Annotated in this window: 29 protein-coding genes and 1 riboswitch; of the genes, 22 read left to right on the top strand and 7 right to left on the bottom strand. The window is 33.1% G+C overall.

All coding sequences use genetic code 11. From position 1 onward, the window contains the following. Positions 1–167: 167 nt before the first annotated feature. The 3 genes from ku to ligD are packed head-to-tail and all read left to right on the top strand — an operon-like array spanning position 168 to position 3244. Positions 168–998 carry a non-homologous end joining protein Ku gene (ku, locus tag B7R65_RS12555; protein WP_088043125.1) on the top strand — a complete coding sequence of 277 codons (831 nt, stop codon included), beginning with the start codon at positions 168–170 and terminating at the stop codon, positions 996–998. 35 nt (positions 999–1033) lie between these two features. Further along, positions 1034–1978 (top strand): ATP-dependent DNA ligase, encoded by a 945-nt coding sequence (locus B7R65_RS12550; RefSeq protein ID WP_088043124.1) that lies wholly within the window; start codon positions 1034–1036, stop codon positions 1976–1978. A gap of 12 nt (positions 1979–1990) precedes the next feature. Further along, a complete protein-coding gene (gene ligD / locus B7R65_RS12545; protein ID WP_088043123.1) occupies positions 1991–3244 on the top strand; it encodes a DNA ligase D in 1254 nt (417 codons plus the stop codon). Between the two features lie 56 nt (positions 3245–3300). Here ligD and B7R65_RS12540 read toward each other — a convergent pair whose 3' ends face one another. Together B7R65_RS12540 and B7R65_RS12535 are read right to left on the bottom strand one after the other, a co-directional pair. After that, positions 3301–4956, bottom strand: a complete 1656-nt coding sequence (locus B7R65_RS12540) for a ribonuclease J (RefSeq protein WP_088043225.1) — start codon at positions 4954–4956, stop codon at positions 3301–3303. 191 nt (positions 4957–5147) lie between these two features. Then, on the bottom strand, positions 5148–5354 hold the full coding sequence (locus B7R65_RS12535) for a hypothetical protein (RefSeq protein WP_088043122.1): 207 nt from the start codon (positions 5352–5354) through the stop codon (positions 5148–5150). A gap of 371 nt (positions 5355–5725) precedes the next feature. Between B7R65_RS12535 and B7R65_RS12530 the strand changes: the two genes are divergently transcribed. The 3 genes from B7R65_RS12530 to B7R65_RS12520 all read left to right on the top strand — a co-directional run bounded on the left by B7R65_RS12530 (position 5726) and on the right by B7R65_RS12520 (position 9842). Beyond that, entirely contained in the window at positions 5726–6373 is a 648-nt protein-coding gene (locus B7R65_RS12530; protein WP_088043121.1) for a DUF2306 domain-containing protein, read from the top strand. Between the two features lie 96 nt (positions 6374–6469). Then, positions 6470–6571: riboswitch (purine riboswitch) on the top strand. Positions 6572–6665: 94 nt separating this feature from the next. Next, positions 6666–7964 carry an NCS2 family permease gene (locus B7R65_RS12525; protein WP_088043120.1) on the top strand — a complete coding sequence of 433 codons (1299 nt, stop codon included), beginning with the start codon at positions 6666–6668 and terminating at the stop codon, positions 7962–7964. 504 nt (positions 7965–8468) lie between these two features. Next, a complete protein-coding gene (locus B7R65_RS12520) occupies positions 8469–9842 on the top strand; it encodes an MFS transporter (RefSeq protein WP_179194857.1) in 1374 nt (457 codons plus the stop codon). 317 nt (positions 9843–10159) lie between these two features. Here the strand turns inward: B7R65_RS12520 and B7R65_RS12515 are convergent, their stop codons facing one another. After that, on the bottom strand, positions 10160–10354 hold the full coding sequence (locus tag B7R65_RS12515; protein WP_088043118.1) for a hypothetical protein: 195 nt from the start codon (positions 10352–10354) through the stop codon (positions 10160–10162). 276 nt (positions 10355–10630) lie between these two features. Here B7R65_RS12515 and B7R65_RS22000 point away from each other — a divergent pair, with 276 nt between their 5' ends. Further along, a complete protein-coding gene (locus tag B7R65_RS22000) occupies positions 10631–10783 on the top strand; it encodes a GNAT family N-acetyltransferase (protein WP_373419581.1) in 153 nt (50 codons plus the stop codon). Positions 10784–11075: 292 nt separating this feature from the next. Here the strand turns inward: B7R65_RS22000 and B7R65_RS12510 are convergent, their stop codons facing one another. Further along, positions 11076–11567 (bottom strand): RrF2 family transcriptional regulator, encoded by a 492-nt coding sequence (locus B7R65_RS12510; RefSeq protein WP_088043117.1) that lies wholly within the window; start codon positions 11565–11567, stop codon positions 11076–11078. Positions 11568–11800: 233 nt separating this feature from the next. On the opposite strand from B7R65_RS12510, the gene B7R65_RS12505 reads away from it, so the two are divergent. The 7 genes from B7R65_RS12505 (at position 11801) to B7R65_RS12475 (ending at position 16242) form a co-directional block, all read left to right on the top strand. After that, a complete protein-coding gene (locus B7R65_RS12505) occupies positions 11801–12244 on the top strand; it encodes a carboxymuconolactone decarboxylase family protein (protein WP_088043116.1) in 444 nt (147 codons plus the stop codon). A 189-nt stretch (positions 12245–12433) separates the two neighbouring features. After that, on the top strand, positions 12434–13003 hold the full coding sequence (locus tag B7R65_RS12500; protein ID WP_088043115.1) for a dihydrofolate reductase family protein: 570 nt from the start codon (positions 12434–12436) through the stop codon (positions 13001–13003). A gap of 280 nt (positions 13004–13283) precedes the next feature. Continuing rightward, entirely contained in the window at positions 13284–13553 is a 270-nt protein-coding gene (locus B7R65_RS12495) for a hypothetical protein (protein WP_088043114.1), read from the top strand. Positions 13554–13887: 334 nt separating this feature from the next. Further along, the gene (locus tag B7R65_RS12490; RefSeq protein WP_088043113.1) at positions 13888–14844 is read left to right on the top strand and encodes an ATP-grasp domain-containing protein; all 957 of its coding nucleotides are present in this window, start codon (positions 13888–13890) and stop codon (positions 14842–14844) included. A 334-nt stretch (positions 14845–15178) separates the two neighbouring features. After that, positions 15179–15541, top strand: coding sequence for a DUF2089 domain-containing protein (locus B7R65_RS12485; protein WP_088043112.1), 363 nt, complete (start codon positions 15179–15181; stop codon positions 15539–15541). Positions 15542–15556: 15 nt separating this feature from the next. Continuing rightward, the gene (locus tag B7R65_RS12480; RefSeq protein WP_088043224.1) at positions 15557–15949 is read left to right on the top strand and encodes an SHOCT-like domain-containing protein; all 393 of its coding nucleotides are present in this window, start codon (positions 15557–15559) and stop codon (positions 15947–15949) included. Between the two features lie 5 nt (positions 15950–15954). Then, a complete protein-coding gene (locus tag B7R65_RS12475) occupies positions 15955–16242 on the top strand; it encodes a hypothetical protein (protein WP_088043111.1) in 288 nt (95 codons plus the stop codon). Positions 16243–16800: 558 nt separating this feature from the next. Here B7R65_RS12475 and B7R65_RS12470 read toward each other — a convergent pair. Continuing rightward, a complete protein-coding gene (locus B7R65_RS12470) occupies positions 16801–17523 on the bottom strand; it encodes a hypothetical protein (RefSeq protein ID WP_088043110.1) in 723 nt (240 codons plus the stop codon). Between the two features lie 206 nt (positions 17524–17729). Here B7R65_RS12470 and B7R65_RS12465 point away from each other — a divergent pair, with 206 nt between their 5' ends. Both B7R65_RS12465 and B7R65_RS12460 read left to right on the top strand, forming a co-directional pair. Beyond that, entirely contained in the window at positions 17730–18419 is a 690-nt protein-coding gene (locus tag B7R65_RS12465) for a response regulator transcription factor (protein ID WP_088043109.1), read from the top strand. Next, positions 18412–19776: a sensor histidine kinase gene (locus tag B7R65_RS12460; protein WP_179194856.1), complete on the top strand. Its 1365-nt coding sequence runs from the start codon at positions 18412–18414 to the stop codon at positions 19774–19776. Before B7R65_RS12465 ends, B7R65_RS12460 begins: the two co-directional genes overlap by 8 nt. A gap of 228 nt (positions 19777–20004) precedes the next feature. On the opposite strand, the gene B7R65_RS12455 is transcribed toward B7R65_RS12460, so the two are convergent. Further along, positions 20005–20730, bottom strand: a complete 726-nt coding sequence (locus B7R65_RS12455; RefSeq protein WP_088043107.1) for a YwaF family protein — start codon at positions 20728–20730, stop codon at positions 20005–20007. Between the two features lie 488 nt (positions 20731–21218). On the opposite strand from B7R65_RS12455, the gene B7R65_RS12450 reads away from it, so the two are divergent. Beyond that, positions 21219–21956 (top strand): TMEM164 family acyltransferase, encoded by a 738-nt coding sequence (locus B7R65_RS12450; protein ID WP_088043106.1) that lies wholly within the window; start codon positions 21219–21221, stop codon positions 21954–21956. Between the two features lie 262 nt (positions 21957–22218). Here the strand turns inward: B7R65_RS12450 and B7R65_RS12445 are convergent, their stop codons facing one another. Continuing rightward, positions 22219–23007 carry a nitroreductase family protein gene (locus B7R65_RS12445; protein WP_256941293.1) on the bottom strand — a complete coding sequence of 263 codons (789 nt, stop codon included), beginning with the start codon at positions 23005–23007 and terminating at the stop codon, positions 22219–22221. Positions 23008–23334: 327 nt separating this feature from the next. On the opposite strand from B7R65_RS12445, the gene B7R65_RS12440 reads away from it, so the two are divergent. From B7R65_RS12440 to B7R65_RS21325, 5 genes are all read left to right on the top strand, one after another. Next, a complete protein-coding gene (locus tag B7R65_RS12440; protein ID WP_088043104.1) occupies positions 23335–24717 on the top strand; it encodes an L-cystine transporter in 1383 nt (460 codons plus the stop codon). A 259-nt stretch (positions 24718–24976) separates the two neighbouring features. Then, positions 24977–25195: a hypothetical protein gene (locus tag B7R65_RS12435; RefSeq protein WP_088043103.1), complete on the top strand. Its 219-nt coding sequence runs from the start codon at positions 24977–24979 to the stop codon at positions 25193–25195. A 98-nt stretch (positions 25196–25293) separates the two neighbouring features. Further along, a complete protein-coding gene (locus B7R65_RS12430; protein ID WP_088043102.1) occupies positions 25294–25749 on the top strand; it encodes a GNAT family N-acetyltransferase in 456 nt (151 codons plus the stop codon). 105 nt (positions 25750–25854) lie between these two features. Beyond that, positions 25855–26568 carry an aspartate/glutamate racemase family protein gene (locus B7R65_RS12425; protein ID WP_088043101.1) on the top strand — a complete coding sequence of 238 codons (714 nt, stop codon included), beginning with the start codon at positions 25855–25857 and terminating at the stop codon, positions 26566–26568. 11 nt (positions 26569–26579) lie between these two features. Continuing rightward, complete coding sequence (locus B7R65_RS21325) at positions 26580–26738, top strand: hypothetical protein (protein ID WP_179194855.1); 159 nt, start codon at positions 26580–26582, stop codon at positions 26736–26738. Positions 26739–26806 lie beyond the last annotated feature (68 nt).

Here is a 26806-nt window from a genome sequence, read left to right as displayed (position 1 = left end):
AATTTATATTTTAAAATTAAACTCCATTACTTTTAGTTAAGTAAAGGAGTTTTTTATTTTAGAGTTAAATATTAATCAATATACACATGCACATTATTAAAATGAGAATTGAATTAATAGAAGTCTTTTAACAAAAGCTAAATAAAAAATGGAAAGGATGTGACTTAATGCATACCGTTTGGAAAGGTACGATTAGTATGGGATTAGTTACAATTCCAGTGAAATTATTTTCTGCTGTTGAGGATAAGGATTTGAAGTTTAGACAATATCATAAAGATTGTAAAACACCAATTTCATATAAAAAAGTTGCTAGCTGTGATGACGATGTTACACCGGAGGAAATCATAAAAGTTTTTGAAACTCCGAATGGTAGAGTTGTTGAAATTACGGAAGAAGAAATAAATAAATTAAAAGAGGAATTCGAATTGAAAACTGTTTCAATTATTGATTTCGTAAAGCTTTCCGAAATCGATCCAGTGTATTTCGATAAAACCTATTATATTGGCCCAGATTCTGGAGGAACTAAGGCATATGCTTTGCTTTCGGAAATATTAAAGAAAAGTAAAAAGATTGGGCTTGCTAAAATAACGATTAGAAGTAAACAACATTTATCTGCCATTCGACCATATAAAAATGCAATCATTCTTGAAACTTTACATTTTCCAGACGAAATAAGAGCGATTGAAGGGATTCCAGGTGGTGTACCAGAAAAAGCCGGTTTATCAGAACGTGAATTACAAGCAGGTATGATGTTAGTAGAGCAACTAACAACAGCATTTAATCCTGAAAACTATACAGATACGTACCGAACTGCTTTAGAACAATTAATTACTCAAAAAGTAAATACAAATGAATTTGTTGCTACTGAACAGGAACAGCCTGCAGAACAAAAAAATGTGGTTGATCTTATGTCTGCACTTCAAGCAAGTATTGATCGAACGAAGGGGCAAGCTACACCATCGAAAAAGCCAAGAGCAACTAAAAAAGCAACTAGTTAAATTCAAAGTTGAACTCGATTGTTTAGGAGGTCAAGATGGAGCTTAATCCAATTTTTCCATTTGAACCGATTGCATCTAATCAAATTCCTAAAGGTCCTGATTGGATATCACAAATAAAATGGGATGGAGTTAGAATCCTTACTTACTATAATGGCATCGAAACAAAATTATTTAATAGGAAGCTGAATGAGCGTACTCATATTTTTCCTGAGCTGACTAATATCAAATCATTTACATCAGCTAATTCAATCATTTTGGACGGTGAAGTGATTGCTTTAGACAGAAATGGGAATCCTTCCTTTCACGAAGTTATGCGTAGGGATGGAATTAGACGAATCGATCGAGTGGAACAAATGATTGAAGCTGTCCCTATTTTTTATATGATTTTTGATATCATTTTTTATAATGGTGATTGGATTAATCATTTAACACTAAGGGAAAGACTTGAAATCTTAACAAGGGTAATAGAACCGAATGAACAAATTCAAATCGTTCCAATTAATACTGATGGTAGTACTTTATTTGAAGTTGCTAAACAACATGACTTAGAGGGGATAATTTGTAAAAATTTAAATAGCAGATACTCCATAAACGGAAAAAATGCTGATTGGCAAAAAATTAAAAATTATAAGGATATCATTGCTGTTATTGGAGGAGTTACTTATCGGTCAGGTATCGTCAATTCAATTTTAATTGGACTTTATGATCAGGAAGATCAGTTCTGGTTCATTGGGCATGTTGGTACTGGCAGATTAACAAATGCTGAATGGAAAGACCTCACAAAAGCGGTTGACCAAATTAAGATGGATAAGAATCCTTTTGCGAATCAACCAAAAAGAATAAAAGAAATACAATGGATTCAACCAATACTAACCGTAAAGGTTCAATTTATCGAATGGACTGAGGGGCATTCCTTAAGACAACCAAGTATTCAGGCATTTGTGGACAATGATCCTAAATCATGCAAGCTAACGGATTGAAGGAAAACATATATGAAACAAAATCAATTTTTAAATTACCCGTTTAAAAATAGTAGGAACTATAAAGGTTTTTTCTTTATCTTAGGATTCAATACAAAAGCAGGGAATTTTCTAGTAGGAATTAAAAAGCGAAATGAGATTGTGAAAATAGGGGGTTTTTCAAAAGGACTTGAAGAAAATGAAAAAGACATATTGATCAAAGCGATCAAAGAAAATGGGAAAACAATAGAGAATGATACCATTTTAGTTGATCCTGGTATATGTGTTGAGCTTGAATTTAAAGGGATAAATGATCATCAATTAGTTAATACAGGATTTCTATCATTTCAATTCCAACTATATTGGGAAGAATGCACTTGGGATGGTCTAATTTTAGAAAACACACCTGTTCAAGAAGAGTTAACTTATACAAGCCTTGAAAAATTAATATGGAAAAATCCTTTAATTCATAAAGAAGGTTATCTTTCGTACTTAGCGCAAATTTCATCATTTATGCTGCCTTTTCTAAAAAATAAATTATTAACGACTATTCGCTTTCCACATGGCGTTCCAGGTGAATCATTTTTCCAAAAAAATTGCCCGGATTATGCACCAAGCTTTATAAAATCTGTCGAGCAGGATGAGAACCATTATATTGTTTGTAATGATGTATCCACATTACTTTGGCTAGGGAATCAATTAGCTATTGAGTTCCATATACCATTTCAGACGTATGAAAGTGAACTACCAAATGAAATAGTATTTGATTTGGATCCACCAGATAGAGAAGCATTTCCTTTAGCAATTAAAGCAGCAAAAGAAATGAGATTAATTTTTGATTCATTTAATATAAAGGGCTACCCAAAAGTTTCGGGTAGTAAAGGAATTCAAATTCATTTACCTATCAAACAAAATACTTTAACTTATGATGATACGAGAATTTTTACATCTTTTATCTCAAATTATTTAATCGAAAAATTTCCAAACGATTTTACGATTGAACGGTTTAAAAAGAATCGCGGTAAGAGATTATATATCGATTATGTTCAACATGCAAGAAGGAAGACGATTATATGTCCATACTCAGCAAGAGGAAAAGAAGAGGCTACAGTAGCAACTCCACTTTTTTGGGATGAGATAACAGATGATTTAAAAATAGAAACTTTTACAATTCCATTTGTTCTCGAACGTCTCTTAACTAGTACTTGTCCTATGAATGACTATTTTGAACAAGAGAATCCAACTTTGCTAGAAGTTATCGCAAAAATTAAAGAAACAAACAAATGATTTTCGAGAACATAAAAACTCCCTTTTTGCAGCGGATGCTAAGGGAGTTTTTTATTTTACAATTCAATGATGATTGGCAGGATCATCGGTTTTCTTTTCGTCTTCATAAATAAATGTTGGCTCACTGATTTTTTTATATTTTGTTTCATTACGCTCCATTGAAGTTTATTTGCATCTAATAAATCATTTATTGATGAGATAGCTAAGTTATTTACTTCTTTTAGAAGAGACTCTGAATCTCTGGCGTAAACAAATCCACGAGATATTGTATCTGGACCAGAAATAATCTTTCGTTCTGATTTATTGATTGTAATGACAATTACGAGCATCCCATCCTCAGACAGTTGTTTCCGATCTCTTAGGACGATGTTTCCGACATCACCAACGCCCATACCATCTACATATATATTACCAGCAGGAATCCTACGAGTTTGTACTGCTACTGAATCTCTCACATCAACTACATCCCCATTTTTAATAATAAAGGTGTTTTCATTTTCTACTCCAACAGACTCTGCAAGTGAGCGGTGATGGTGTAGCATACGGAGTTCTCCATGAATCGGGATAAAATACTTAGGTTTCATTAAGGTAAGCATTAATTTAAGCTCTTCTTGATAGGCATGTCCAGATACATGCATACCTGTTGAACTTCCGGATCCATAAATAACTTTCGCTCCGAGATTGTAAAGATTATCAATTATTCGGGTTACATTTCGCTCATTCCCTGGGATAGGAGAGGCGGCAAAAATGACCGTATCATCTGGGAGTATTTCAACTCCTCTAAAACTTGAGCTAGCTAAACGAGAGAGTGCTGCAAGTGGTTCACCTTGACTACCTGTACATAAAATTGTTACTAATTCTGGAGCAATGTTATTAATTTCTTCTAAATCGATTAACATGCCTTCTGGAATGGTTAAATACCCTTGTTCCAAAGCGACATTTACAACATTATGCATACTTCTACCTAGTAGTGCTAGTTTTCTATTTGTTTTCAATGAGGCATCAACGATTTGTTGAACACGGTGTACATTTGAGGCGAATGTCGAAATAATAATTTTTCGAGATGCCTTCATAAATGCTTCTTCAATATGTTCTCCAACCATATGTTCAGATGGTGTGGATCCTGGACGTTCAGCATTTGTACTTTCAGAAAGTAATAATAAAACGCCACTACTTCCTATTGCAGCCATTTTATGTATATCTGGGTACTGATTATTTACAGGTGTAAGATCGAATTTAAAGTCTCCGGTATGGACAACAGTTCCTTCAGGAGTTTGAAAGACGATTCCTAAACAATCTGGAATACTATGATTTGTTTTAAAAAATGTTACGCTTAAATTTTCAAATTGAAGATTTGAATCCGAGTTTATCATAATTAACTCAGTATCCCGTAGGAGCCCATGCTCTTTTAATTTTATTTCAATTAAACCAAGTGTTAAGCGAGATGCATAGACAGGTATATTCAATTGTTTTAACAGATAAGGGATACCACCAATATGATCTTCATGACCATGAGTTACAAGTAAACCTTTTATCTTTTCTTTATTTTCTAGTAAGTAGGTAATATCAGGAATTATCAAATCAATGCCTAACAAACTTTCATCTGGAAACTTTGATCCACAATCGATTAAAAGAATTTCTTTTGAGTATTGTATTGCATACATATTTTTTCCGATTTCATTTACCCCGCCTAAAGCGAAAACTGAAAGCATACTTTTTGTTGGACTCAAGTTGATACTCCTCCTACTTTTTTGAAAAGTTTAAGTTAAATATAACTCGTATATAAATTCCCATATATTTCTTAGTATGTACTTTGAGTTTTATCTGATTCAATGAAATGTGTTTTATCGAAAAAGTAAAACAAGAGCCAGTACGTTTTAACTGGCTCTTGTTTGCTTATGATTTACTCCTCAAAATAGTTTTGAAATGGCTTTTTGGGAGTTTTACCATTTTGTTGATAATATGGATTATCAGCGGTTGAATCTTTAGGGTCCAAATTCGTTTTTATAACTAATGAAGGACCGGTTGTACCATGTTCAGCAATAATTCGATCATCTAATTCATGGAAATCAGGAAGTTTTTTATTTCCTGGTTGTAATGGTTCAGACATATTAGCACCTCCTGTAAAATAGGATGTTACGCCTATCAAAAATTATGTATTAGGGAGAGGGGAACATCAAATATGCTCAAGTAAATATTGAGTATTTTGGCTGTAATCGTAAACTTTGTTAGTATTTAAAAAGGAAATTATTGGTGGGTTTTGACTGTAGTGTACTCGCTTTTCTGTAGGATGGGCTGAACCTTTAAGCTCAATCGCGTTTGAAGACTTCAACCTTCCACAACTCCCACACCAATCATCTTCTTTATCTGATATTAAATTGGGCAGTAAAGAACTTATTCAGTCATTAGGTTTTGTTCAACTTCCGTTCATATTACTTTGGTAAGATGGCTGTATCTTATAAGATCTCGGAGGATATTTAAATGAATTCTAAGAAGAGTTGGTGGCTACTAATCATTGTATCAATAGGAGTAATGGTTCCTTTCTTAGCACCATATTTATCGTTTAATCCAAATAATAGTCGAATAGTGATTAATTCGAACAATTTACAATTTCCAGCTTTAGTCGCTCATATCATATTTGCTTGTATTGCTTTAATATCAGGCTTTTTTCAATTTAATAGCCGAATTAGAGAGAAAAAACCTAGAATTCACCGTCTGCTAGGTAGATTATATGTTATAAGTGTTTTCTTAAGTGGATTGCTTGCCTTCGCTGTAATTATTTATATTGAAAATTTTGCAAAAGCGACTTCGTTTATTGCCTTATCATTTATATGGCTTTTTACTTGTTGGAAAGGGTATAAATCTGCATTAAAAAGAAATATGAGTGAACATAGAAAATGGATGATTCGAAGTTTTGGTATTACTTTAGTAGCTGTCAGCGGAAGAGTGATCGTTCCAATCCTACTTTTAATATATGCGTTATTGAATGGATTCAATTTACCTGGTGGGAGAGAGCAAATGGTTGAGGAAGTACTAAATGTTAATATCTGGGTAGGTTTACTATTAAATATAATGATTGTAGAATGGATTATTTTAAGTCCTAAAATTAGAAAAAATAAAGACATTTAAGCTATGTGATCATACCTATGTATGGTTTGTTTTTAAATCTATACGCTTTTTCAGTTAGTTTTTATTGACAGAATTATGACAGGGTCGTATGATAGAGAAACTATATTAATATATTCTCATATAAACTTGGAGATATGGTTCAAGAGTTTCTACCTGGCACCCGTAAATTGCTGGACTATGAGAAAAAGCACTAATTTTTTGTTAGCTATACATTGTATAACTGTCAGCTTTTTCTCTGTAAAAGCTGGCAGTTTTTTTATTTTACAATAAGAAAAAGAAAGGAAATCATCGTATGTTTCAACTTAAAGAGCGAAATACTTCAGTTAAAATTGAAGTGTTAGCTGGATTTACTACATTTTTAACGTTAGCCTATATCATCATTGTTAATCCAATGATTTTAAAGGATGCAGGGGTACCATTTAATCAAGCTTTCTTAGCTACTATTCTAGCAACAATTATAGGAACACTTACAATGTCATTAATAGCAAATTATCCAATCGTTATTGCACCAGCTATGGGATTAAATGCGTATTTTACTTACTCTGTAATTGGAGGTCATAACCTTCCTTATTCTGTAGGATTTTCTGCTGTATTTATTACTGGACTTTTATTTTTATTATTATCATTAACCTCATTTCGTACAAAATTAATACAAGCTATTCCTACCAATTTAAAACACGCAATTGCTGCCGGGATAGGATTATTTATTACGTTTATTGGTTTACGACTATCAGGCATTGTAGCAGATCATCCTACCAATCTAGTGACAATAGGCGATTTCACTTCACCGAAAGTAGCACTTACTCTTATTGGGATTCTAGTTACAATTATTTTTATGGCATTAAATATAAATGGAGCGTTATTCCTTGGAATGATCGTTACAGGTTTAATTGCTTATTTTACAGGACAATTAAACTTTTCAAATGGTTTTGTTGCTATGCCACATTTACCAGAAGGTGTATTAGTATATAATCCAATCGATTCGATAAAGGATATTATTGAGTACGGACTTTATAGTGTGATTTTTTCATTTTTACTTGTTATGTTATTTGATACAACAGGTGCATTACTTGCAATCGTAAAACAAGCAGGCCTTTTAAAAAATGGAAAACTAGAAAAAGGTGGTAGCGCATTTTCAGCTGACTCAATAGGAACAATTGTCGGTGCAATGTTAGGAACAAGTCCAACTGCAGCGACCGTTGAATCTTCTGCCGGGGTTGGTGCAGGTGGAAAAACTGGTTTAACTTCATTGACAGTTGTTTGTCTATTTATTATTGCTGCATTTTTTAGCCCATTAATTGGTTCAGTATCAGATGTAGCCGCAATAACTGCTCCAAGCTTAATTATTGTTGGTTGTTTTATGATCAAGAGTATTTCCGAAATTAAATGGGATGATTTTGAAGAAGCATTTCCGGCATTTTTAGTGATCGTGAGTATGCCACTTACATCAAGTATTGCGAATGGTATCGCATTAGGCTTCATCTCATATCCAATTATGAAAATCGTAAAACGTAAATTTAATGAAGTACATCCGCTAGTTTATTTATTTGCTATTCTCTTCTTAATTCAATTAGTATTTTTTGCACATTAATGTTTTAAAAAAGGAACATTCTACTTTTCTAAGTAGATCAGATTTTTAGTAGAAACATAACAAAAATATGCTAATTCACAGACCAAATCGTATATGATTAGGTCTGTTTTTTTATAGTAGTTCAACTTTTATAAAGAATGTGAAGGGATGCACTTAAGCTAAAGGGCAGTGTAGTTCAATAAGAATAATTAGAGTAATTCTATGTAAAAAGGCCAAATTACCCCAAGTTACAGGTACGTACTCAATTGATATAATTAGATGAACACTAAAGTTCAATTGTTAATTGGGGCATTTTATATGAAATATATAGGGGCGTTCTTTTTTGTAGAAGGGATTCTTTTTTTAATCACCAATTCTTTTTACTTAAGGAGAAGTTTTACTATCCATGGATATCTCATATCTATGAATGGAATATACTTACTTAAAAGATTTAGAGAAATCAATGAAAATTTGGAAAAAAGAAGTGTTTTGGGTAACTATTCTTTTAAGAGGAGATTGCGATTCATGTATGTAACAAAAAATGTTGCTTTAGTTAAAAATCATAATTTTCTAATCGTTGCTATCGCGTTAGGAGTAATATTAAACCCATTAAATACAACGATGATTACGGTTGCATTGCCAGAGATAAAAAATGAGTTTTTGCTTTCTTCAAAAGATATTACTTGGTTAATTGCATCCTATTTTATAGTAAGTGCAATTTTCTTACCCCTTATTGGTAAATTTAGTGATTATTATGGAAGGAAAAAAATCTTCCTGTTTGGACTACTATTGGTAAGTATTTCTTCATTTACCGCTCCATTATCGCCGAATATGCCCTTTCTACTCGGAATGAGAATGATACAAGCAATCGGTACATCCGCTCTATATCCTGCTGGAATCGGAATTGTTCGTTCATATATTGAAAAAAATCAAAACAGAGTAATCGGTACACTATCGGTATTTGCTACCACCTCGGCAGCATTTGGGCCGACAATTAGTGGGCTGTTAATTCAGCAGGGCGGATGGCATGTCATCTTTTATGTTAATTTTCCGATTATCATTATTTCTGCTATTTTGGCTGTCCTATTTATTCCGAATGAAGAAAAAAAGAGTACAAACAAAACATTCAAGTGGGATGGAATTGGGATTATATTGTTCAGTTTATTAATCTCTTTTTGGATGTATTTTTTTCAAACTCTTGAAAGTGGTTTAAATTTATTGGCGTTATTGGGTCCTTTAGTGTTAACTTTTTTATTTTATTTCTTCGAAAAAAAGAAAGCAGAACCTTTTATCGATGTTATTTTCTTAAAGAAAAATTTAAACATTTCATTAGTGTATGTTCAATATATTTTTGCAACAGTGATCTTTTTTGCTTTGCTACTTTCAATGCCGATTTATTTACAATCTGTATTAATGCTTAGCTCCAAACAAACGGGTATCATTATGATCTCTATTTCCATATTTGCCATTATTATTACACCACTAGCGACGCGTTGGATAGAAAAGTCAGGATATAGGATCCCTTTATTAACAGGGGTAATTATAGGAGTAGTTGGTGGTGTCCTATTAAGGACAATCAACCATAACTCTCCTCTTTACTGGATATTTATCGTGTTATCGACCATCGGGTTGAGTAATGGTATTTTAAATATAAGTTTACAAACGCTGCTCTATTCATTTGTTTCTGTATCAGAAAGTGGAACGGCTTCGGGTCTATTTATGACATCGAGATACATAGGTAATATCCTTGCTTCCAGCGTTTTTGGTGTAATATTTGCAACTGGAGTCAATGATACCAACCAAAATTGGATGAACATCATTTTAATCGTTGTATCCGTTATTTTACTGCCAGGTATACTGTTCATAACAAAAGAGAAACCCGAAACAAATACTCCATAGCTTAAAAAAACTTTTAACTTTTTAGGTGGCTTTTTACTTCCAGTTGAAATTAATTTTAAAGTACAAATAAGAGAAGAAATGTACTTAAGCTAAGGGGTATGTTCAACTAGCTAAAGGCAGCAATTATAATCATTATCTTAATCTTCCGCAATCGGGAGCGAATCTTTAATATGAAAAAAAGGGTCTTCTTTGAAGACCCTTTTTTTCTCAACAAAATATTCATTAATACTTTATTAAAGCCATTAGAAATTAAGTTTTTTAATTAAGGTCATGATAAAATGTTGATTCCATTTTTTGTCAGTACCATTTTCGTTTCATTATGTTACTTCGTTTTCTCGCTTCTGGATTTGTAAAAGCGTTTCTGCGATGGTTTTCAGTTCTTCTTTGAGTTGGATGGTTTCATTTGCTACTTTTTCGGATGAAGTTTCTTTAATTCGCTTGTTGAGTTCGTCAGTCACTTTTCGTAACTTTCCGATGGATTGTTCAAGTTGAACAGTTGATGTGGCTTTCATCATTTCCACTCCTTGACTGGTTTTTCTATTAGATTAGCATACCACATACTGTTTTGCGACAAACGGATTTTCAATCAACCAAGTAGTCGTTCTTTTTCTTGTTTCTGCCACACAACATACTGTTTTCTATGGTGCACTTGGTGTGCGAAATGACAATTCAAAACATTTTGAGAGGGAAATTGAGAAATTTGGTTTTTGTTACTCCACGAATTATTAGTGCTGTAATTGATCAAACAAAGAAAACAAAATTAATTACTTAGAAAATGAGATGAAAAAATTAAATGGAGAATAAACTTTGCTTTACTAAAGCATGCGTTTCAAAAAACAAATGATGCGAATATTTTTGAACTTTTATATCATTTTAGGGAAGATACATGGGGAAATGGTTATGCGTTTGAAGCTGCTAAGTCAGTTCTTGAATATGGGTAGAAAAATTAAACCCTCAAAAAATCATTGCAAGTTCAGCAGTTGAGAATATTGGGTCATGGAAAATTCTTGAAAAATTAAATTTTTCCCTTCTCGAAGAAAAATAGATGATGATACACAGCTAATTGGAAGATATTATGAACTTATTGTTTAAATGAAATATAGAGAAACTTCCATCAGTGATGTGCATCCTCTGCTTAGGGGTGCAGTTACTTTTAGGTAAATTAAAGTTCAAATGAACAAAAAAACTTCTCATTTAATTCCTTTTAATTTAGGAATTAAATGAGAAGTTTTTTTAAATCTCACTCTTCGAAAAATATTTCCGAGTATCTTCACGTATTTGTTTAGGTAAGACACTCCCTAACTCTTTGTTTAACCATGAAAGAGTTTTACTACGTAAGTAATCATGCATTTTTTCTTCTGCAGAGAGCATAACTAAATTAATAGTGCAAGAGGTACTTGGAGTGCAGCCTTTTTCTCTAAATAAATAACCATTATCTTTAATATTTTTACATTGAAATATGGGTTTGGAACCTTCAACTGCTTGAACTACATCCCAAAAAGAAATTTCTTCTGGGGATTTAGAAAGTTTAAAGCCCCCCTTAACCCCAGGAACTGAACTTACAATTCCAGCCTTAGATAATTTACTAAAAATCTTTGAGAGATATGTATCTGAAACGCCTTGAAAGAAGGATAGCTCTTTTATTCCAATAGGAGAATCTTCAGGGTTATCAATTAAATAGACGAGGCAGTGAAGTGCATACTCAACCCCAACGCTATACTGCATTAAAACACCTTCTTCATAAAAAAAGATTATTTAAATTAATCTTAGTAATGTTTTAATTCTTTGTCAAACATGGACATTTGGAATCAATTAATAGTTAAAAGTGGTTTGACATAATAAAATAAATAACTTATTATAGATATTGTTAATCGACGATTTAGTTTGTCGTCAATTAAGTGGAAGTACTATCTTTAATTCAATTAATTTTGAATAAATTTTTTTAGGAGGTAATTTAATTGGAACAACGAGTTGATTATTCAAATAAAGCACCAGAAGCAATTAAAATAATGATGGAAATGGAAAAGTATACAAAAACTACAAATATAGACCCTAAAATACGTGAACTTATAAAAATTCGTGCATCTCAAATAAATGGTTGTGCATATTGCCTTAACATGCATACATCTGAAGCTAGAAAAATGGGTGAAACGGAACAACGTTTATATTGTATTAGTGCTTGGAATGATTGCACATTTTACACAGATGCAGAAAAAGCAGCATTAGAGTTAACTGAAAGTGTAACATTGATTCCAAATAAAGGTGTGTCTGATGAATTATTTAATCGTATTCGTAAACACTTTAGCGAAAAAGAATATGTGGATCTTGTTATTCTAATAAATCAAATTAACAGTTGGAATAGAATTTCTATAGCAATGGGAAATAAAGCAACTGAAAAATAATTACTCATATCGAAATCTTATAGTGTTCGTTTATAGTAGACAAAAAGCATCCAAATAAACAAGTTTGGATGCTTTTCAGTTTGTTGTTACTATCAATATAGTTCATGATATATTGGAGTTAAACTGTCTAGGACATGAGTTGAACTAGGATAAAAAAGTCTATCTAAATTTTTATAGGGAGGAATGACTATGTCCAATAATGTAAGACCAAGACGAATAATTTTAGATTTAGCGGTTACTTTAGATGGTTTTATTGAAGGGGAAAATGGAGAAGTTGACTGGTGCATCATGGACTCTGAGATGGGGTTTGTAAATTTCTTAAATCAAATTGATATTATTTTATATGGTAGAAAAAGCTACGATTTATGGGGACATTATACTCCGGAAATTGGAGAAACAGATAATGATAAAGTAATTTGGGATTTAGTTCATAGTAAAGAAAAATATGTGTTTTCCAGAACGCAAAAAGGGACTAATAATAAAGCAATATTCATAAATGATAATATTATTGAAGAAATAAATAAATTAAAGAATAAGCCGGGTAAAGACATTTGGCTATATGGCGGAGCAAGTCTTATTACATCATTTATCAATTTAGGGCTTGTTGATGAATTTAGATTATCTGTTCACCCTGTTATATTGGGAGAAGGAAAACCGCTGTTTATTGATATAAAGAAGAGGTTAAATTTAAAAATAGTTAATACAAGAACGTTCTCCTCTGGCGTTGTTCAACTGATCTATCATTTGAATGGGAAGTAATAATATTGTACATTCCAAAGATAAAATATCATTGGAATTAATCAAAAGAAATTGCCGGTTCTTCAACGGGTACCAGCGTTTGGAAATCAGAGCCTCTAATGAATTTCGCTGAAAAATACTAAAATTTTTATAATTGTTATTTTCATTATTTGGTATCACATCAAGCGTTCCTATAGTATTTGAAAAAGTAGTAAACTGAATTAGGTACATTTAATGTTATAATAGAAAACATTTCCAATTATTAGCATATTATTTCGTATAGAGATTGGAGGTGTTTTTTTTGTCTAAAGGAACATCATATGCACCATACATATTTATAGCGATTTCTCTGATACTTTTTGGACTTATTACTAATATATCATTTGGACCTTTTGGGGCGTTTCTTGTAATTGCAATGATTGTATCTCCGTTTTTGGCTTCAATATTTAGTATCAGGAATTTTAGAAGTAAAGGAATAGGGAAATGGGTCTCACTTATTTTAAGTGTAATTGTCATTTCTACTATTTCTTTTTTAGGGATTATTGCAGCGTTCTTACTAAAGGAATTTTAAACAGACTAACGCCCATTGGGGCGTCTTTTTTTATGCATTGATATGGTCCGGAATCTCATTGAGGAAGGTAGAGTATATTATGATACTTATAAAAAAGGAGATGGTCCTTGGATTTTAGAACAAATTGAAAATGAAGAAATTCCCATATAACCACTATGGAACCATATGTGAAATTCTTTCAGTAAATAAATCTGGTGAGTTTCATGGTAAAATAAGAGAGTGTGAGTTTAATGATAGGGAAAAAGAAGTATTCTGTGAAATTTACTGGAATGATAAAAAATAGAGTTTTATTAAAAAAGAATAGATAATCAATAGCTAGAAAGGGGTCATGAAAATGAGCAAAGTATATGTAATACATGAAAATAGTGAGTGGACAGTCCATTTAACAAAAAGATTAGAGGAACTTGGTGTTTCTTATGAAGAATGGCATTTAGACGAAGGAACATTAGATTTATCGTCAGAACCACCAGAAGGAATCTTCTATAGTCGGATGAGTGCATCTTCACATACACGTGATCATCGTTTTGCAGCAGAATTTACTGGGCAAGTATTAGCTTGGCTTGAAGCATATAGACGTACCGTGTTAAATGGAACTGGCGCTTTAAAGCTAGAAGTTAGTAAGGTTTTACAATACTTAGAGCTAAACAAGTATGGTGTTAAGACTCCAAAAACGATTGCAGCGGTTGGTAAACAAAATATTCTTAAAGCAGCCGAATCATTTGCAGGGCAGTCTTTTATTACGAAGCATAATCGTGCCGGTAAAGGCCTAGGTGTTCAATTATTCCATAGTTTAGAAGCTTTAAAAACGTACGTTGAAGGACCCACTTTCGAAGAACCAGTTGATGGCATTACCCTTTTACAAGAATACATTCAATCTCCTGAAAGTTACATAACTCGTTGTGAGTTTGTAGGAGGAAACTTTGTTTATGCCGTTAAAGTTGATACTTCCGAGGGTTTTGAACTATGCCCAGCGGACGTTTGTCAAATTGGCGATCTATTCTGTCCGGTTGGAGAAGAAGTAGAAGAGAAGCCTAAGTTCCAAATCATTGAAGGATTTGAGGATGAAATTTTAGAAAAATATAAAGAGGTTCTAGCTAGAAATGATATTCACGTTGCTGGAATCGAATTTATTAGAAATGCTGAAGGTGAAATTTTTACTTATGATATCAATACAAATACAAACTATAATTCTGATGCAGAAGCAAAAGCTGGAAAATACGGAATGCTAGAATTAGCTTTGTATTTAAAGAAGACATTAGAAGAGAAATACAAAAAAACAACTAGGGCTTAATTTGGTGAAGTAACGAATCAAAAGGTACAAAAGTTATTAATTAAAAAGGAATTTCACTTTTGAAATTCCTTTTTTCATACTCAATTTCTTTTTCTTTTACGAACAGTGCAGGTTACGTGTACCTAACGCGTGCGTTAATTGAAGATCAAAAGCTGCTTAATTGCAGCTTTTTTTATTGAGGTATTTGGAAGAATAGTATAGTGCCTCATTTTCTAAGTAATACTTTAAGGCTTATTAATTATTTTGATTTTTATATTAATAAAATCAATTAAAATTATTTATTTTATTAAATATGTGTATTATAATATTTATAATATTAAGAAAGGAGAAGGATATGGCTTACCAAGTAATCACAAATTGCCCTGTTTGCACCGAAGTGTTAAAGATTACAAAGTTACAGTGTACTCATTGTCATACAACTATTGAAAATGAATTTGAACTATCCAAGTTTGCAACCCTTGGTCAAGAACAGCTATTTTTTATCGAAATCTTCCTTAAAAACCGCGGAAATATAAAAGAGGTTGAAAAAGAATTGGGGGTTTCCTACCCAACTGTACGTGGGAAGTTAAACGAAATTGTTTCTGCACTTGGGTTCACCGAGAAGAAAAGCGATGTAGATGATAAGAAAGTAATTGAAATGCTTGAAAAAGGAGAAATCTCTCCTGATGAAGCTTTAAAAATAATAAAGAGAAATTAAAGGGGGAACTGGATGATGAAAGAAGAAATTTCGAAGGTACTTACAATGGTTCAAGAAGGAAAGCTTGCTCCTGACGAGGCTAGTGAACTAATTCAAGCATTAAAGGAAAAAGACTCGAATTCATCTACGATTAAAAGCTCGAACTACTTGGATAAAATGTTAAAGATTCGCGTTTTGTCAGAAGAAGGCGATAAAGTAAACGTAAACTTACCATTAAGACTAATCAAAGTTGCGTTAAAGACAGGTCTTAACATAGCTACAGCAATACCTGAATCCGCTAAGTACGTAAAAGATATTGACGTTCTTGACGTAGACTTGATTTTACAAGCAATTGAAAGTGAATTGTCAGGTCAAATTGTCGATGTCGAAAGTAACAATGGCGAAAAAGTCTCTGTCGTCATTGAGTGATCGCCATGTTAAAAGTAAAAGTGAAACTTAAAGGCAAGACGGAATTCACGGTTTCTTTACCGTATACCCTTATACATGCCGGTGGCTGGATTGCATCTTCACCTTTACTATGGAAATTTGTAAACAGTACGTTTATTCAGAAGAACGTAGATGAAAATGCAAAGTCGTTTATTCCCATGTCTATTGAACGTAAAGAAATTAGGCATTTATTGAAAGAAATCAAACGATATCGTGGATTAACTATCGTTGAAGTGAAAGATAAGGATGGGGCAGAAGTCGTTGTAAGGTTATAAATGGATATCGAATTGATTTCTAATGCAACTAAAGAATGCATTAGTTGTAGATAATGAGTCACATTTGCGTGGCTCTTTTTTATTGGAGTAAAATGAAAGTAGAGTTTGATAAATTAATCATAAATGAAAATATTGTATGATAAAACGTATACTTAGTTTAAAAGTGAATATTTATAAGAGGTTAAATTCATATAGACATTACCTAATTTTTTTGAAAGGTGGATTGCATAACGATTAGTGCAGCAAAATCGGTAGGTTTAAGAATTGGCAGTCACAGAAAAGAAACTCATGTATGATTATTGAGTTCGCAAAAAATAAATCGAAAAAAGTTGAATCTGAACTTGAGTCATACAAAGGGGCTATCTAATAAGTCCTTAAAAACTAACTCATGCGATGGTTGAAGAAAAACTTAGGAGCTGAATGATGATCAGCCCCTAGTTCACTATTTGGCAGAGGACTATGGCTACTTAATAAAGACTCTTTTATTTATTGACTCGACTAGGGTAAGTCCACATTTTTAGTAAGCCTTTTTTATTGAGAAAAGCATCATATAATTTTCTATTGTTTTCCGTTGAGAGATAGTTTCATTTCTTCTATTACATATTTCATTTTCGTATTGAACTTTGTAATAATCGCTTCAATGGTTTTCTGATCCTTCTTGTTAATTGCTTCTTGAAGTTGTTGTTCTAAATCAGTTTGTTCCGCTTCTTTTGCGTTTTTTATTTCCTCTTTGTTTATTTTAACTATTTTTATACCTGGAAGCTTCTCGAATTCTATTAAGGCCTGCTCTTTTGTAAGCTTTCCTGATTTTATATTGTCTTCTATTTCTTTCAATTGATCTTTATTGACGTTGGAAGTATCGATACTGACAGCTTCCTTATGTTGTCCTGTCTCTTTTCCGCCTTGAATCTTTATAAGTTGTTCCTTCGCTTTAGCTTTAGAAAGCTTACCTGCCTTTACCTTTTCCTTAATTGCAATCATTTCTGCTTCGTTCTTTATTTTTTTCTCTCCAATTTGTTGCGATTCCATTTTCTTACCTAACTCCTCTTTCAGGGAACGAATACTATTCAAATTGTTTTGATATTCCTCTTTCACAGATGGAGAAGCGTACTTTAAAGCTTGATTTACCAATTCATCGATATCATCTGACTTTTTAAAACCAACTTGCTCATGCTGTACCTTATCCACTTTCCCCTTGTCAATAGTTGCCACTGCTGTTGAAGCAGTACCAATTAAAGCAAGCGTAATGGCTGGTACAAGTAATGATGATTTAACTTTCAAGATAATTCCTCCTATATCACGTTATTCACATACCAATTAATATTGGTTGCAAAAATAGAATAACCAAACTGTATGAAACTATCATGAAATTTTAATTTAGAAATTTCATGCTCATTTCATTTTGAGAGGTCATAATAAAATAAGATAGAATAGATAGACTGTTAGTGTATTATTTTATTATTTAATTACTTAGGAGTTATTTCAAAATGAATATTTTACTTGTTGAAGATGATGAGACATTGGGTCCATTAATACAATATAAATTAAAAAAAGCATTTCACGAGGTAGATTGGGTCACAAACGTGGATGAGGCAAATTCTTATATAGCCCTTGGAAATCATGATGTTTATGTATTCGACTGGATGTTACCAGATGGAACAGGTATTGAACTATGCCAATTGTTACGAAAACAACATGATTATACTCCCATTCTTATGCTAACGGCAAGAGATGCAGTTTCAGACCGAGTGGCTGGTCTTAAATATGGTGCAGATGATTATGTCATAAAGCCTTTTTCTTTTGAAGAATTAATCGCTAGAATTGAAGCACTTGGCAGACGAAAAGGTACAAGCTGGAGTAATGACAGCCTTAAGGTGGGGGAATTAATCCTAAATATGAGTGCCCATACACTTTCAATCCGAGGTGAAGAAATCTATTTGAGACGCAGGGAATTTCAGCTTCTTGCATATCTGATGAGGCATGCTGGACAAATTTTAACTCGAGAACAGATTATTAGCGGTGTATGGGGAACGGCAGAAGTAACTCCTAATACAGTGGACGCGACGATTAAGCTTATTCGGAAAAAATTGGACGAGGTCATTTCTGAAAAATATATCCATAGTTATCGAGGGATTGGATACAGTATTCGGGCGAAGGAGAATGAACACCGTGTTTAGAACCACTAGAAGGAATCTTGTAATCATGTACAGTGCACTTATTGGATTCATCCTCACCTTGATGGTATTGCTATTTTACATTATACTTTCTAAATCCTTATCTCAAAGTGTAGAAAATCAACTCAACCTTACAAGTAAGTTGCTTTTAACACGCTGGAAGATTGTTTCTCCTGCTGATGAATTAGCAAACCCGAAAAGAAGATTTTTGATTGAAGAACAGCGGCAAAAGGGATTGATAAACCAGTATAATGAAACATATGTTTATTACGATTTTGTACCGTATAATCAATTTTTTATTTTAATGACTTCAGATGGGAAGATTCAGCTTCATTCATTACAAGATTCGGACTTTTTTTCATACATGAAATCTTCTATCACGTCTTCATTACAAAAAGACGATTCAGCTTCACTTATTACGGTACAATATCAAAAGAAACGAGCAATACAAATGTATAGAATACCTATCAAATTTCTGGATGGCTCTGTACTTTTTACAGGCATGGAAACAACGGACAATGTAAATTTACTGCAGCAAATGAGATGGATTCTTGCATGTATAGCTGTTCTGGTCCTCGTATTTTCGATTGGAATAGGGTATTGGTTTTCAGGGAGAGCAATGATTCCAATTAAACGTTCATATAAACGCCAGCAAGATTTTGTGGCGGATGCTTCGCATGAACTTCGTACCCCATTAAGTATTTTACATGCATCTGTTGAGATTCTAGAAGAAGAGCAAACGAAGTTACCTCCATTTCATCAAAAAGTACTTGCGGATATGAAAAAGGAACTAATAAGAATGACCCGAATGATGGAAGGATTACTGACACTTGCTCGCAGTGATTCAGGGCGATTGGAGATTGACCAGAGGTGTTTTGACTTGAAAAAAATGGTCGAAACTACATTAGAATCATTCCAGTTATTAGCGGACCAGCAACAAATTTACCTTTCTAGTGAAATTGATTTAGAAGATAGTGACTGCATGTTTTATGGAGATGAAGAAAGGTTAAAACAGCTATTATACATCTTGCTTGATAATGCGCTCAAATATAGTAAATCCGGAGGGGAAATCCATCTCGAGATAAGAAAAAAGGCTTGTGATATGTACATTAGTGTATCTGACACAGGAATCGGAATCCCTCAAGAGGAAGCGCCTTTAATATTTGAAAGATTTTATAGAGTAGATAAAGGGAGATCTAGATTACATGGAGGAGTAGGGCTTGGTTTATCCATTGCTGCATGGATTGTGGAAGCACATGGTGGACAAATTAACGCATCTAGTAGACTAGGAACAGGAACTACTATTCAGATTATCTTCCCATTATCTCCTCCACAAGTAGAAGAGAAAAAACATGATTGATTATATTGTGATTGAGGATAATGATTAATAAGTAAAATACACACGACGGAGGTAACCTGTCGTGTGTATTTTGTTTGTGTTTCGTACTCAACTAATGGCAGTTATGGTTCAATAAGAAAACGAGATTTTAGTAGTAATGGAATATTAATAATAGGTTAGAATAGATGGACTAAATCTTATTGACTCCTTCCCCTTAAAGCTTCTTAGTTCAAACGGAATGAACTTCGATTACTTTCTTTCTATTTTCCGTTTTAGCCAAAACGGACTGTACAGAAGGTAAAAGCTTACAATCATCACCAATTCCACCGAGAAAAGATACCATGGCCATGGTCCCAGATAATCTAATAAAGAAGCATTTTCCGGCTTTCTCATGATGTACAGGTAGTTTGCGCTCAACGACTTATTAAGGAAAAATATACAAGCTGCATAAAGGTTAACAATGAGAATGCTCACCCACATGGAAGGAATGGTCGGTCGATATTTACAGGCCACGACCATAAACAAACAGCCAAGCACCACTCCTCCATGCGAAACAAAAAACTCGATATATCGAAAATGCGGAAACGAAAACTGGCCAAGATCAGGTGTAAGGATGGCTTGAATGGAACTTCCTAAACCAGCAAAATACATAAATTGAAACACTCTGTAGCTATTCGTCATTAGCATCACAATTGCCAAAATTACAGCAATATCACTAAGTTGAAGTGGTAAAGCATTTTTAAGCGACCAAGCATTCTCATATGCAAGCCATAGATGATAAAAAGACTCAGAAGCCAATAAGAGAAATGCTAAAGAGAAACGAAAAAGTTTCTCTTTCCCCTGCTCCTGAAACTGCTTTCTAAAGACAAATAGAAGAGCACAAAGAATCAAAATAATACCGATCGTTAATAGGTGCTCCCCTGAAAAGAGGCGAAACGGACCCAATTTTGAGTGGAATTGAAAATATGTTTGCAACATGCTACCCCATTACCTGAATTGATTTTATAAGCGAGTATTCTTAGTTTGGGGCAAAATCTGCCAGTTCTATACAGGAAGTAAACGTTTCATTTGGCAAAACAGCGACCTCAGGTCCAAATGGATGAACGGTCTTCGACGATCTTTTTTTTGATGGACTACTTCGGTAGTCCATTTTTTATTTTGAAATCTGTACTCAATCGCAAGAATGCCTTATCCATTTAATAATTACCATAGGTAATTGCATCTGAGACTTTCGCTCCAGCAAAGGTTTAACTAGAATATTGACATAAATATGCTAATAGAATAAATAAACTATTAGTGATCGAAATAGTTTTTAACAAAAACGAGTATCTTCACAATAGTGGTGAGCTTGTTTTCCAAATGGGAGAAAGGTATCATAATTGAATTTTTCTACAGAAACTAATGAAGCTCAGACTTTGTTCCTGAGAAAGTAGCTCTACCATAGGGGAGAAAGGGGATAGGTTATGCATTTTGAAATGTATACTTGGCCACATTACATCTTAATGATTTCTCCGGTTATTATGAGTTATCTCATTATCAAAGTGATGAGTAGAAAAAATTTTAAAAAACAAGATTTAGTTGGCAAGATCATGGCTGTTATTTTAATTTTATTTATAGTCATTAGGAATATTTATAATTTCTATAAGGGCAATGCCGTGTCCGATTTAATTCCATTGCAACTTTGCCATTTATCCGCATGGTTGATCGTACCCGGAGCGATTTTTACCAGAAACAAACATCTATCATTGATTGCTATTACATTATCATTGCCTGCTGGCTATATTTCATTAGTTTTCGCTGATCCTTTAGTCAATTACACAAGTTTATTTGAAGTGAGTGCGATTTGTTATGTGGTATTACATGTGTTTATCGTAATAAGTTCCTTATACTTGATATTTATCTACAGACCAAAATTTAATTTCAAGGATTTTTTTAAATGTTTTGGAATTTTAGCAGTTTATTTTTTAATTACAATCGTCATCAATAACATCTTCATCAGTCATGGTGTGCCTTCATTTTATTTCTACAGTGTTATACCAGAACCAGGTACTCCATTAGAAACATTCTATAGCTGGGGGACAAAATATCATGTCTTAGGGCTAACTATTAACCCAATCTATAATCTACTGGTTCTTACGATTGCAACAGCTATTATGCTTTTAATCTATGCAATTAATAACTTTATCCAAAAAGAAATTTAACTTGAATCGAATAAATGACACCATATATCAATTTCAGTTATCATCATTAATACCGCATTTCGTATGTTTTATTATTAATTTATTAAACTATCGCATGCGTTAGTTTAATAAGGCATATTAAAAAGCCTGTATCTATGATTAGCGATTAATCAGAGATACAGGCTTTTTATGTAGGTAACTTGTAGATTATATATTTATCTTAAATAGTTTGGTTAATTAATTTGTACTTTCTATTAACCCTTTACGATTCTTTTATAGGTAATCATTCATTATTCATGTAATTTTGTCTCTCTAAGTAATTTAGAACAGTTTGTGAAAATTGATGATGAGATTCTTTCGTATACTTGGCAATAGAATAGATTTGAGCAAGATTCTCTAATCCTAATTTCTCAGTCATTTCTTTAAGCTTAGGAACGTCCATATAGCGATTCCATCCCTTTTCATTTCTATCTTTGTAAATTTCAAGAATTTCTTCATCCGAATAATCTTCATACTGGTCATAATGAACTAGGCCATTCAGTGGAAGGCGATCGCGTAGGGAAGGACTTTCTTTTGGATAACCTAATGAATAACCTACAACCGGTACGACATTGGGTGGTAAGTTAAGGAGTTCACCAATTTGATCACAATTTGCAAGCGTAGAGCCCATATAGCAAATGCCCAATCCAGCATTCTCTGCTGCCAATGCACAGTTTTGTGATACCAAAGTTGCATCAATGGTACCGATCATAAAGCTCATGAAGTTATCAAAATGGACAGGTGCATCATTGAGTTCAAGCCATTTTCTCATTCTATTAAAATCCGCACAAAAAGTTAAAAGTATTGGTGCATCAATAACCATAGATTGATCCATATGTGCAGAATATAATTTTTTCTTAAGTTCTTTGTCTCTTGTGACAATAATGGAATAAGATTGCATATTACCACTTGAAGAGGCACGTATGCCCGCTTCTAATATTTGATCCAACAGTTCTTGACTTACTTCCTTATTCTCATATTCTCGTATAGATTTGTGCCCGTGTATAACATCGTTTAGTTCCAAAACAATCACTCCTCGTATAAAAATATAAATTAGATAATAATAGAAAGCCTTTCCAAAATTTCGAGATAGACTCTATTGTTAGATAATTAATTCTGAATTATTAAATTATATCGTAAAAATGTCTTATAATCCATTTTTCGAGTACATTTTTTGTACATTTAACAAAACCATCCAAGTTGTTAGGAATTATTCAATTTTTCTCTACTAAATTTAAACATCTTACAATAATCATAAAAGTAAGAATAGTAAAAAAATATTTTAATTCCTACTTGATTTATAGGAATACTTGTATTAGAATTTCGTAAAATAGATTAATAGACGAAAGGGAGGAAAAGAATGAATACATTTCTTATTTGCGTAAATGTCGCGGTTTTATTATTGCTTATGTTTGGTTTGTATTTAATGCAAAAGAAGCAAGTATCTTTTTCAAAACGTGTATTCGCAGGTCTAGGTTTAGGTATTATTTTCGGTTATATTATTCATTTAATTTATGGAACTGAGCATGAAGTTACTGTCGGATCAATTGATTGGTTTAGCATTGTTGGCAGTGGATATGTAAAACTATTACAAATGGTCGTCATGCCACTGGTGTTCATTTCAATTGTCGGAGCGTTTACTAAATTAAAGTTAACTAAAAACATCGGGAAAATTAGTTTCCTTGTCATCGGAATTCTGCTAGGAACGACTGCTATTTCAGCAGCAATTGGAATTGGCTCCGCATTAGGTTTTGGACTTGACGGTGTAAAGCTAACAGCTGGAGTTGCAGAGACTGCTAGAATCACAGAATTACAGGGGCGTGTTGGTACTGTAGAAAGTATGACAATCCCAAAACAAATCCTTGAGTTAATTCCAAGTAATCCATTTTTAGATTTAACTGGTGCGCGTGCAACATCTACTATTGCAGTTGTAATTTTTGCAGCGTTTGTGGGAATTGCCTACCTTGGAGTAAAACGAAAAGAACCAGAGTATGCGGAATTTTTTGCCAAAATAATTGATACTTTATACACTATTACGATGCGAGTAGTAACGTTAATTCTTCGCTTAACACCTTATGGAATTTTAGCTATCATTACAAAAGTTGCAGCTACTAGTGATTATGATGCAATCGTGAAATTAGGTAAGTTTGTAATAGCTTCTTACGTGGCTTTAATTTTGATGTTTATTGTTCATTTATTATTGTTATCTTTTGCAAAATTAAGCCCTGTAAGATATGTGAAAAAAGCATTTCCTACATTAACTTTTGCCTTTACATCACGTACAAGTGCTGGAACACTGCCAATGACAATTAAGACACAAACAAAGGATTTTGGTGTTTCAGAAGGGATTGCAAACTTTGCAGGTTCCTTTGGACTTTCAATAGGTCAAAATGGATGTGCTGGTATTTATCCAGCAATGTTAGCTGTAATGGTTGCACCAACAGCTGGTGTTGATCCTACAAGTCCATCATTTATTATTTCTCTAATTTTAATAGTAGCAATCAGTTCATTCGGTGTAGCTGGTGTCGGCGGAGGAGCAACATTTGCGGCGCTTATTGTACTATCAGTCATGAATTTACCAATTGCAATCGTTGGGCTACTAATCTCAGTTGAACCTCTAATTGACATGGGGCGTACAGCTCTAAATGTTAGTGGAGCAATGACATCTGGCATCCTAACAAGTAAAGCCACAGGAGAATTCGAAAACGAGGTATATCAGCAGCAAAATGTTGTAGAAGCATAAATTAAAGAGATTTAAACTTACATTAGTTCAAAAAAAGGATGATTACTGGATCATCCTTTTTCTTATTTTATTCATAAGTCTCATTGTTAATAAAATAGAAAAAGTATAGAAATTGAATGTAAGATATATTTAAACAAAGAGGAAGACAAGTAATTACGTCGAACTTATAAAATTCGTAGGCTGAGTATTCCAACCAACCCTTCTAGAAAAATAACTTGATAGTTACAAAATAACAGTTTGAAATAGGAGTGATGATTAGATGAACTATTTTGCTAGTGTATTTGCGATAGTAATCGGTATTCTACTTGTTTATCAACTTTTTAAAAAGAATGTCACTCATTCTAATCGCGATGTACCTTTTGATCAAATGAATGCTGAGAACAATATCAAAACAGAAGATATCGCTCCAATTATAGAAACTAAACATGAAATACAGTATGAAGAACTTGATAAACCTACTAATCAAGACTCTTTTTAAATGGAGCAGTAACTAGTTACCGTTTTAAGATTGTGTACTTTTATCGTTTATTGTATCTTTAAAAATAAGAAATAAGGTGAATGGGGGCATGTCTTTCCATGCAAATTAAAATAGATGATTTAACTGGAAGTGAAGTTGGTAGATTAATAGGTGAACATCTCCAAGGCATGACACAGAATTCACCGCCTGAAAGTATACATGCTCTCAATCTTGAGGGATTGAAAAAGCCAGAAATTACATTTTGGAGTGCATGGGAACAGGGGGAATTACTTGGTTGTGGAGCACTCAAGCAGCTTGATTCTCAACATGGGGAAGTAAAATCAATGCGAACTTCTTCAGTTCATTTAAGAAAAGGTGTTGCGAAGCGAATTTTACAGCATTTAGTTGAAGTAGCAAAGCAACGTGGCTACAAGAGATTGAGTTTGGAAACGGGATCAATGGATGCGTTTGCACCAGCTAGAAAACTATACGCCAGTTTTGGATTTCAATATTGTCAGCCATTTTCGGAGTATAAAGAGGATCCAAATAGTGTATTTATGACAATGGAATTATAAAGTAGAAATTTAATTCTTTAGAACTAAATTAAATGAAACTTGTATTTAAGAGTTTTATATAATGGCTTTTCGATAATTAGTAGAATAGATAAAGGGGCATGTGTCATGAAAACTATCGGTCTTATCGGCGGGATGAGCTGGGAATCATCTTTGCAATATTATCAGATCATCAATCAATGCGTAAAAGATAAGCTTGGTGGGCATCATTCTGCAAAGAGTTTGATGTATTCCGTAGATTTTGAAGAAATTAAGAGGCTTCAATATGAAGGGAAATGGGAAGAAGCCACAAATATTATGATAGATATTGCACAAAAACTTGAAGTAGCTGGAGCGGATTTTATTATTATTTGTACAAATACGATGCATAAAATGGCAAAAGAAGTTGAGAAATCTATTTCGATTCCTTTACTCCACATAGCAGATGCAACGGCAAATTTAATAGTACAAAATGGGATAAAAAAAGTTGCTTTATTAGGAACTGTATTTACAATGGAGCAAGATTTTTATAAAGGTAGACTAGTTGGGAATTTTGGACTTGATGTTATCGCTCCGAATAAAGAAGACCGAAAAGTTGTCCATGATATCATTTATGAAGAACTTTGTCTTGGTGTCATAAATGAAGAATCTAGGCAGTCCTATTTAAAGATCATTAATCGACTAATACAACAAGGTGCAGAGGCCGTTATTCTTGGTTGTACGGAAATTACACTTCTAATTTCACAAGACAACTGCACGATTCCACTTTACGATACTACTAGAATTCATGCTGAAAGTGCAGTTAATTTTGCTTTGAAAAATAATAAAAGTTTGTTGAAGTAGGAGGAATGAAAGTGCTTGTATTTGGACTGATATTATTAGCGATGATTATTTTTTGGACAGGTATTCTTACGCCAATTAATGATTTATATACTATTCCATTGTCACTCGTTATACTTATTACATCTATTATCTATTTGGTGAGAAGAAGTAAAGGTAGTTTAAAGTCTTAAATTTGGAAGAGGTATAGTATAAAAAATAGCATCAAATAAGTATATGGCAACGACTGTAAGGAAACAAT

It is taken from the genome of Bacillus sp. EAC (assembly GCF_002156875.1).
In the GTDB taxonomy this organism is placed as follows: Bacteria; Bacillota; Bacilli; order Bacillales; family Bacillaceae_G; genus Gottfriedia.
The sequence above is the reverse complement of the archived record's forward strand: the minus strand, read 5'-3'. Positions and strand labels throughout refer to the sequence as shown.

Excerpts from the sequence above, each read along its gene's own strand:
- ku (WP_088043125.1), top strand. The coding sequence starts at position 168 with ATGCATACCGTTTGGAAAGGTACGATTAGTATGGGATTAGTTACAATT.
- B7R65_RS12550 (WP_088043124.1), top strand. The coding sequence starts at position 1,034 with ATGGAGCTTAATCCAATTTTTCCATTTGAACCGATTGCATCTAATCAA.
- ligD (WP_088043123.1), top strand. The coding sequence starts at position 1,991 with ATGAAACAAAATCAATTTTTAAATTACCCGTTTAAAAATAGTAGGAAC.
- B7R65_RS12540 (WP_088043225.1), bottom strand. The coding sequence starts at position 4,956 with ATGCTTTCAGTTTTCGCTTTAGGCGGGGTAAATGAAATCGGAAAAAAT.
- B7R65_RS12535 (WP_088043122.1), bottom strand. The coding sequence starts at position 5,354 with ATGTCTGAACCATTACAACCAGGAAATAAAAAACTTCCTGATTTCCAT.
- B7R65_RS12530 (WP_088043121.1), top strand. The coding sequence starts at position 5,726 with ATGAATTCTAAGAAGAGTTGGTGGCTACTAATCATTGTATCAATAGGA.
- B7R65_RS12525 (WP_088043120.1), top strand. The coding sequence starts at position 6,666 with ATGTTTCAACTTAAAGAGCGAAATACTTCAGTTAAAATTGAAGTGTTA.
- B7R65_RS12520 (WP_179194857.1), top strand. The coding sequence starts at position 8,469 with ATGTATGTAACAAAAAATGTTGCTTTAGTTAAAAATCATAATTTTCTA.
- B7R65_RS12515 (WP_088043118.1), bottom strand. The coding sequence starts at position 10,354 with ATGAAAGCCACATCAACTGTTCAACTTGAACAATCCATCGGAAAGTTA.
- B7R65_RS12510 (WP_088043117.1), bottom strand. The coding sequence starts at position 11,567 with ATGCAGTATAGCGTTGGGGTTGAGTATGCACTTCACTGCCTCGTCTAT.
- B7R65_RS12500 (WP_088043115.1), top strand. The coding sequence starts at position 12,434 with ATGTCCAATAATGTAAGACCAAGACGAATAATTTTAGATTTAGCGGTT.
- B7R65_RS12490 (WP_088043113.1), top strand. The coding sequence starts at position 13,888 with ATGAGCAAAGTATATGTAATACATGAAAATAGTGAGTGGACAGTCCAT.
- B7R65_RS12485 (WP_088043112.1), top strand. The coding sequence starts at position 15,179 with ATGGCTTACCAAGTAATCACAAATTGCCCTGTTTGCACCGAAGTGTTA.
- B7R65_RS12480 (WP_088043224.1), top strand. The coding sequence starts at position 15,557 with ATGAAAGAAGAAATTTCGAAGGTACTTACAATGGTTCAAGAAGGAAAG.
- B7R65_RS12475 (WP_088043111.1), top strand. The coding sequence starts at position 15,955 with ATGTTAAAAGTAAAAGTGAAACTTAAAGGCAAGACGGAATTCACGGTT.
- B7R65_RS12465 (WP_088043109.1), top strand. The coding sequence starts at position 17,730 with ATGAATATTTTACTTGTTGAAGATGATGAGACATTGGGTCCATTAATA.
- B7R65_RS12450 (WP_088043106.1), top strand. The coding sequence starts at position 21,219 with ATGCATTTTGAAATGTATACTTGGCCACATTACATCTTAATGATTTCT.
- B7R65_RS12440 (WP_088043104.1), top strand. The coding sequence starts at position 23,335 with ATGAATACATTTCTTATTTGCGTAAATGTCGCGGTTTTATTATTGCTT.
- B7R65_RS12435 (WP_088043103.1), top strand. The coding sequence starts at position 24,977 with ATGAACTATTTTGCTAGTGTATTTGCGATAGTAATCGGTATTCTACTT.
- B7R65_RS12430 (WP_088043102.1), top strand. The coding sequence starts at position 25,294 with ATGCAAATTAAAATAGATGATTTAACTGGAAGTGAAGTTGGTAGATTA.
- B7R65_RS12425 (WP_088043101.1), top strand. The coding sequence starts at position 25,855 with ATGAAAACTATCGGTCTTATCGGCGGGATGAGCTGGGAATCATCTTTG.